Here is a 7324-nt window from a genome sequence, read left to right as displayed (position 1 = left end):
CTAATCGGTCGAGGGCTTATCCTACGAACATCTGCTCGGATGTTCAACTTCGGACAACAATCAGCTAATGAAAACCTTCGCAAAGGTTCGTATCCAGTTTTCAAGGCGTAAACGGAATAGATTTGAAAGCATCCTTGATGAGGGTGCTTTTTTTGTTGTTTGTAATCTATAAAAAGTGCATGTAACCTACAATATTCTGGCCTACCCATTCCTGTAGAAATACTTTATTAAAGGGTTGGTTCTGGGGAGTAGTGCAGGCCTTCTCTATTGTTAGTTCATATCGCCGACATAGCAGTGACGTGGTTTATTGCCGTTAGCAACTTCAATTAACTGAGGAATTAATGTCTTCGGATAGAAGGGGAGATTCGCTATTTCGTGAATGGATATCCATTCTGCTCCGATTTGGTCAGGATCGGGATTGGAGGGAGTTGAGGTGAGCCTGTTGCTCGATTGGATGCCGCATAAGAAAATGGGACTGACGATATGGAGATTGTTATTATTCGTGCTGGCATTATCATGATTGGCACCGATAAACTCTCGCAGGAACAGAAACTCTTTGACACTTACGGTTAGCCCCGTCTCTTCGAGTACCTCGCGACGCACGGCTTGTTCGATCGTTTCGCCAAACTCTTGTTTGCCGCCGGGGAGGATATAAGACTCCTCTCCAGTTGCATCATCTCTCTTATGGATCGTTAGAATCATATTCTGACTCAGAATAACGGCTTGTACCCCTACACTAATCTGCACCTGTTGTGCGCCTCCTTGTGTTTATTTCTACACATCTACCGCTTATACTCTTAGTTCTACAGTTGACGTGGATAGCCTGCCTATCATAATATTGTATTTATATACGTTGTTATGTATAAGTATTCATTAGGGGTGAGCTCGTGAAGCATTTGCTATCCTTACAAGAATTTAGTCCAGACGTTCTGCAGTCCATCATCGAAATGGCGGTTGAGATCAAGGGGAACCCCCAGCGCTATGATCACGAATGCGATAGAAAAGGCCTTCTTATGTTATTTCGGAAGACGTCGACTCGAACCAACTTATCCTTTCAGTCCGGCATGAATCAATTAGGTGGATATGCAGTGACGCTGGATTGGGACGCTAGCAATTTCAGCATTTCTCCCATACAATATGAGGCCAGGTATGCATCAAGAACCTGTGATGTCATCATGGCAAGATTAAAGAACCATTCCGATCTGCTTGAACTAGCAAAGTACTCTAAGGTCCCGGTAATCAATGGTTGCTGCGATAAATATCACCCTTGCCAAGCGCTTGCAGACTTGATGACCATTTATGAGGTAGCAGGAACATTCTCGGGAGTGACACTCACCTATGTCGGTATACATAATAATGTGGCTAATTCATTGATAGCTGGCTGTGTCACTTTGGGAATAAAGCTGCTGCTGGTGACCCCTATTATAAACACGCCGTCATGGGATGAAGAACTGATGCAGAATGCCTGCCAGAGCGGGTTTGTCGAGCACGTAAGCAGCTTGTCTGAAGCAGCCTCCAGGTCTGATTTCGTATATACGGATACATGGGTTGATATGGAGTTTGTCCAAGAAAGTCGTTACGAAGAGGAAAAGAATCGAAGAATCGAGCAAATGCTCCCCTTTCAGTTAAACAGAAAGAACCTTAGTGGCTACTCTCCTTATATCATGCATGATATGCCTATTCATCCCGGGTTCGAGATTGAAGAAGAGTTGATTGAGTCCGATAAGTCAATCATCTATCAACAAGCGGAGAACAGAATGCATGTTCAAAAGGCGTTACTGCTGCATGTACTGGATAAGAGTTGATTGTATAATAAGGGCCGCCTCAAAAGTTGCGATGCATACTTAGGAAGCGGCCTTTGATATGGTTATAGATCTGCTGGTAATTCGGATGGTACGAAGAGGCTGGCTACATCGATTCCGCGTTCATCGCGGATCTTGAGATCACGTAGGAACTCAACAAACCCGGTCGCCGGCTTCCAGCCAAGCGCTTGCTCTGCTTCGGAGAGGTCGTGCTGCTCAACAGAGCCTGGCAGGCTGATTGCATATTTCTCGATTAACTGACGTGCGCCGGGCACTTGCGCTTCGCACCAGTCGGGGCCAAGCTCACGGAAGTTGTTCACGACTTCCTCAGGCATGCCGTGATTGGTATGTACAATTGTGCAGAAAAGTCCGATATCCCGATTAAGGGCGGCCTTCACGGATGCTACGGTAGCAGCGGCCACATCTCTGCGGTCGACGCCATTGCGGAGCAAACGTGATCCGAATTCTAAGTAAGGACGAGGAATGAATTCATGATAGCGAAGCATGGCGATCGATGCACCGGTCATCTCGTGATAAGCCCTGCACAAATCTTCTCCGATTACCTTCGAAACGCTGTATACGGAGCCCCACCCGTAGGCCATTGAAGAAGCGTATACGATGGATTGGATACCTGCTTGCTTACATGCTTCCAGGACGTTGAACGTACCATCCACATTCACAGCAAAGATCGTTTCATCACTTACTGGCGGATTATGAGCGCAATGCCATGCTGCCAGATGAACGACAGCATCCATTCCTTCTACAGCGCGGCGAACATCGCCGGCTGTACGGCTGTCACAGCGAACAAATTCCACACCGGAGAAATCTGCCCCCGCCGGAGGCGACACATCTGCCATACGAACCGTATATCCCGCTTGAATAAGCGCTCTGCTAATCGCTTGCCCGCCATTGCCGGAAGCACCGGTAACTAATACTTTCATTATGGGAATCCCTCGCTTCTATGTTCTGATTCTAGCATTATAGCATGAGCCTGCCTTTGTATACCCGGTACTTTAGTTCGTCGATAGGGAGAAAAAAGTTCTAATACCCCTGTGGGATTTAGAATCTCCGATGGTATTGCAGCATCCACAGTCTATACTATCATTTCGGAGGCGGAGTGGTACTTGCTAGAATGTGTGGTATCGTGCGAAAAGTGGGGATATTTTTGCGCATAGTCATAATTCTGGTTAAAGTTTACAAAGAAAGAAGGAATTATAAAGTGAATATAGAACATATATTCGTAGTGGCCGACTCGAAATTGGATTGTCGGGTCTAAATTGGAGTCAGCCCAATAATTGTTTGGAGACACAGGAGGGCACCATGTCGATTCAAGACCAGCTTCCGGAAGTACTGAGGAAGCAACTAACGTCTGAACTTCTGTTCAGCGCCAAGACCGATCTGCTGCAGGATGGCCGATTCGGAGAGCAATGGATAGCTGTCACGGAGCAAGACATCGTGGTATGGCAGCAAGACAAGACGCAGCTGCTCAAACAGCCGTTAGCGGAGCTGAAGGATGCGCGGGCTGTAAGTGCAATCGGTGGAGGCACGCTGCTGGCTGACACGGGCAAAGGACCGGTCGTGATCGCGCGTTATACAGCTGCACAATCGCCGGTGTTCGGTTTTGCGGCGAAGCTGCTCGGCGCGATGGCGAAGAACGAGGAGCGTCCGGTGCTTTCGGAGCGCGAGCTTCCGCGAAGCTGCCATAGCTGCGGCAACCCGCTGTCTGAAGGGACGCAGATCTGCCAGATATGCACACACAATGGCAAAGTAGCCGCTCGAATGCTGAGCTACACCAAGCCGTATAAGCTGCAAATGATAGCTGCCGCTTGTCTATTAATCACAACAACACTCGTAGAATTGGTACCGCCTTACTTAACGAAGGTCATTATCGATGACGTCCTTGGCCCTAAGGATATTGGTTCGACACTGCTGTATGTTGTGCTTGGGTTAGGCGTAACGATGCTTCTCATGTCGGTTATGCAGACGATTCGCGGTTTAATCGGCGTATGGGTTGGATCGAAGCTGATGGGCGACTTGCGCAAAGATGTTTACAGCTCGCTCATGCGTCTTTCACTTGCGTTCTTCGATCGCCGCCAAACATCGCAATTCATCGGCAGGGTCAACAACGATTCAGAAGCGATGAGGCAGTTCATGACGGATGGCGTCGTGTTCATGTCCGCTGAGGGACTGCGGATCATCGCGATCTTCATCATTATGTTCGGACTCGATTGGCAGCTTACGTTGTATGCGATTCTGCCTGTGCCGGTCATGATCGCCGTATCGATGACCATCTGGCCGAAGATTGGACGGCGTTGGTACCAGCAATGGCGATCGATATTTCGGTTGAACACACTTGTCGGCGATTCCCTCCAAGGGATACGCGTTGTTAAAGCGTTCGGCAGGGAGCGGGATGAACTATCTCGTTATGCAGATGCGAATGTTGAAGTCGTACGACGCAATATCCGCATGGAAGGTCTCTGGTCATTCATGTTCCCGGCTTTTGCCTTCATTGCCGGACTGGGTACGCTGCTCATCTGGTATAACGGCGGAAGCAAAGTACTGAGTGACGATATGCAGCTTGGTGTACTGATGGCACTTATTGCTTACCTCGGGATGTTATTCGGCCCGCTGCAATGGATCAGTCAAATGATCAGCTGGGCGAGCAATGCCATGGCGGCTGCGCATCGTGTATTCGAGATCATGGATACACCGCCCGATGTGCCTGACGTTCGTAATCCTGCAGCAATTGGCGTCATTAAGGGCGACGTTAACTTCGAGAAAGTCACCTATGGCTATGAGAAGCATCATCCGGTGCTCAAAGACGTCAACTTGCAGGTTAAAGCAGGTGAAATGATCGGCCTGGTCGGTCATTCCGGGGCGGGTAAGTCGACGTTCATTAACATGATTTGCCGCTTCTATGACACCGATGAAGGTGCCATCTTCATTGACGGCACGGATCTTCGAGACATTAGTCAGGTTGACCTGCGTAAGCAGATCGGCGTCGTGCTGCAGGAGACGTTTCTCTTCGACGGTACAATTGCTGAGAATATCGCTTACTCCAAGCCAGACGCAACGCCGATGGAGATTATGCGAGCAGCGAAGATTGCCAACGCGCATGACTTCATCGTTCGTCTCCCGGACGGCTACGATACACGCGTAGGCGAGCGTGGGCATAAGCTCTCCGGCGGTGAGAAGCAGCGAGTGGCCATCGCTCGTGCCATTATTCATGATCCGCGTATTCTTATTCTGGATGAAGCAACGGCATCGGTAGATACCGAGACAGAACGTCAAATTCAAGAAGCGATTTCGCGGCTGGTGAAAGGCCGTACGACATTCGCGATCGCGCATCGCCTGTCGACGCTCCGCAATGCAGATCGGCTTGTTGTACTGGATCGAGGCAAAATCGTTGAAGTCGGCACGCATGAGCAACTGCTTGAGAAAGAGGACGGCGCCTACCGGAAGCTCGTGGATGCGCAGAAAGAGCTGTCCAAGATCAAGGGGGTTGAAGGCTGATGACTGTTGAAGTCGACAAATATGATATTCGGTTATTCTCGCCGGATGATGTTTATTTCAGCCGCGGTAATGGCGGCGTATTCCAAGGTATTATAGAAGGCGTACCATACGAAGAGCTTGAGGTATACCGTGCGTTTCCGTTTCTCTATACCACTCAATATATTTCGATTCGAAATACGAAAGGCGAAGAGCTTGGGATCGTTCCGGACATTAAAGAGCTGTATGAAGAGAGTGCGAGAGAGCTTGAGAAGGAGCTGCAGCTGCGTTATTTCATGCCGCGCGTGACGCGTGTTGAGAGCGTGAAGTTCAAGTCTGATCTCTGGATGTGGGAGCTGCAAACCCATCTGGGCGCGACCCGGATGGTCATGCGGAATCTGCATGAGCATATGCAATATCCTGGTGGCGGTCGAGTCATTCTGACCGACATGAGCGGTAAACGCTGCGAGATTACGGACTGGCGTGAGCTGGATGCACATAGCCGCAAGCTGCTGGAAGAAGTGTTGTAATCTTGTGAGTTGGGCAGATAACCTCTGCCCAACTCTTTTTGTATGCTTTAAGTTGCAAATCCAGTACCGTATCGATAATGCAGGTCCGAGGCAGCCAGCTCTCTCAGCAGGCTTTCGCTGCTTCGTTCCAATCGTAATTTGAAGAGTTGGACTTTGTCCGGAGCCAGTTGTTTAAGCTCCGAGTATACAGCCTTGGAAGTATATATTTTAACTGAGCGATGAAGGGCCTTCTCCAGATTGTCGTGCTCATCAATGCCGATAATGACCGGATTTAAGTGAGTAATGCCGTCATCACGAATGCGCTGGAGCATCCACTCCCCTCCGGTTTGACCATGAGAGACGAAGGATATATGCGAATCTCGTTGCAGCGTAGCTAATTCAAGCACGATAGAAGAATCGACCGTGACTCCGACGACATGCACTTTTTTGTCCAGAGGAGCCAGTATCGCTTTGGCGCGATTCGCCTGGTTCAAGCTGGTCACCCATATATCGTTCGGGCGTGCCTCTTTGATCGTGCGAGTTCCTTCCAACAGATCCTCGAGGAAAATCGTACAGACCTCAAGTCCGGTCACCCGCTCGATTTCTTCTTGATAGAAATAAAGATCATGGTCCTTGCTTTCCACGAGCAGGATGCGAGCCGGAACGGTCGGAAGGCCGCTCTGCAGCAGACTATAACCCAGGCCGGCCATGAAGAGCTCCTGCAGATCAAGTTTTTCTGCTCGGGCTCCTTTGATTATGCCATCCAGCAGCCTCTTCATAGGTACAGCTTTCCTTCGGAGCCGCTCTGTCGCCGCGCCGCCAAGCACTTGTGTCCCTTTGCCCTTCTGCATGGAAACAAGACCTTCGACTTTCAGCTGGCTATATACCCCATTTACGGTATTTCGGTTAAGCCCCAGCAGATCAGCCAGGTGGCTTGCGGCAGGCAGAGGATCGCCGGGCTTCAGTTGCCCCGTTCCGATCAGCCACTTGAGCTGTTCTTTCATTTGGGTATGTATCCCAAAATTTACTTGATGGTCGACTGTTAAGCAGAAGCGATTCGAAATCATATCAACACCCTCATTTACCTATATATCTATGCATAATGCATGTATCTCATTTTCTGATTAAATAAAGATCCAAGAATGCTAGTTAGCGAGATATTCTTCATGTTCTTGGGAAATAACCACGACCTCTAGAAGATTTACGAGAAATTTCGAAGTTTAAATGTATAGGCAAGCATGCATGGCTTTAAATATTGGTTTGACTATTTACGTTAGGTTAATGCCACCTCCGAATCGAATCCTCAGTATACTGACGCAAACTTTCTTTAAAAAGTTATAGAAATAAATAAAAAGTTAAAAAAATAAATAAATTGACTCTTTTGATTAAGTAAATATATAATCATCTCAGAATTCGCTGTAAAGAGTATGTTAGATTAAGTGACACGATCTTTCAAATCGTTAACATGAGGGATCAAGCCGCAGAATCGTTTGAAAGGTAGAAGCGAAAGGGGGCATATGCCTA

Annotated in this window: 6 protein-coding genes; 3 read left to right on the top strand and 3 right to left on the bottom strand. The window is 48.5% G+C overall.

What is annotated here, in order from left to right; translation table 11 throughout:
* Positions 1–270: 270 nt before the first annotated feature.
* Positions 271–747: an NUDIX domain-containing protein gene (locus AC0YN4_RS29870; RefSeq protein ID WP_475837512.1), complete on the bottom strand. Its 477-nt coding sequence runs from the start codon at positions 745–747 to the stop codon at positions 271–273.
* Positions 748–887: 140 nt separating this feature from the next.
* Here AC0YN4_RS29870 and AC0YN4_RS29865 point away from each other — a divergent pair, with 140 nt between their 5' ends.
* Positions 888–1805, top strand: a complete 918-nt coding sequence (locus AC0YN4_RS29865; RefSeq protein ID WP_475837511.1) for an ornithine carbamoyltransferase — start codon at positions 888–890, stop codon at positions 1803–1805.
* Positions 1806–1867: 62 nt separating this feature from the next.
* Here the strand turns inward: AC0YN4_RS29865 and AC0YN4_RS29860 are convergent, their stop codons facing one another.
* Entirely contained in the window at positions 1868–2743 is an 876-nt protein-coding gene (locus AC0YN4_RS29860; RefSeq protein ID WP_475837510.1) for an NAD-dependent epimerase/dehydratase family protein, read from the bottom strand.
* Between the two features lie 379 nt (positions 2744–3122).
* Between AC0YN4_RS29860 and AC0YN4_RS29855 the strand changes: the two genes are divergently transcribed.
* Positions 3123–5315, top strand: a complete 2193-nt coding sequence (locus AC0YN4_RS29855; protein ID WP_475837509.1) for an ABC transporter ATP-binding protein — start codon at positions 3123–3125, stop codon at positions 5313–5315.
* Positions 5315–5821, top strand: coding sequence for a DUF1854 domain-containing protein (locus AC0YN4_RS29850; RefSeq protein WP_475784580.1), 507 nt, complete (start codon positions 5315–5317; stop codon positions 5819–5821). Before AC0YN4_RS29855 ends, AC0YN4_RS29850 begins: the two co-directional genes overlap by 1 nt.
* 47 nt (positions 5822–5868) lie before the next feature.
* Here the strand turns inward: AC0YN4_RS29850 and AC0YN4_RS29845 are convergent, their stop codons facing one another.
* Positions 5869–6867, bottom strand: a complete 999-nt coding sequence (locus AC0YN4_RS29845) for a GntR family transcriptional regulator (RefSeq protein WP_475784579.1) — start codon at positions 6865–6867, stop codon at positions 5869–5871.
* Positions 6868–7324 lie beyond the last annotated feature (457 nt).

The organism is Paenibacillus sp. J22R3 (assembly GCF_056269305.1).
The sequence above is the reverse complement of the archived record's forward strand: the minus strand, read 5'-3'. Positions and strand labels throughout refer to the sequence as shown.

What these genes read in the sequence shown, in the direction of transcription:
- AC0YN4_RS29860 (WP_475837510.1), bottom strand. Translation starts at nt 2,743, where the DNA reads ATGAAAGTATTAGTTACCGGTGCTTCCGGCAATGGCGGGCAAGCGATT.
- AC0YN4_RS29855 (WP_475837509.1), top strand. Translation starts at nt 3,123, where the DNA reads ATGTCGATTCAAGACCAGCTTCCGGAAGTACTGAGGAAGCAACTAACG.
- AC0YN4_RS29850 (WP_475784580.1), top strand. Translation starts at nt 5,315, where the DNA reads ATGACTGTTGAAGTCGACAAATATGATATTCGGTTATTCTCGCCGGAT.
- AC0YN4_RS29845 (WP_475784579.1), bottom strand. Translation starts at nt 6,867, where the DNA reads ATGATTTCGAATCGCTTCTGCTTAACAGTCGACCATCAAGTAAATTTT.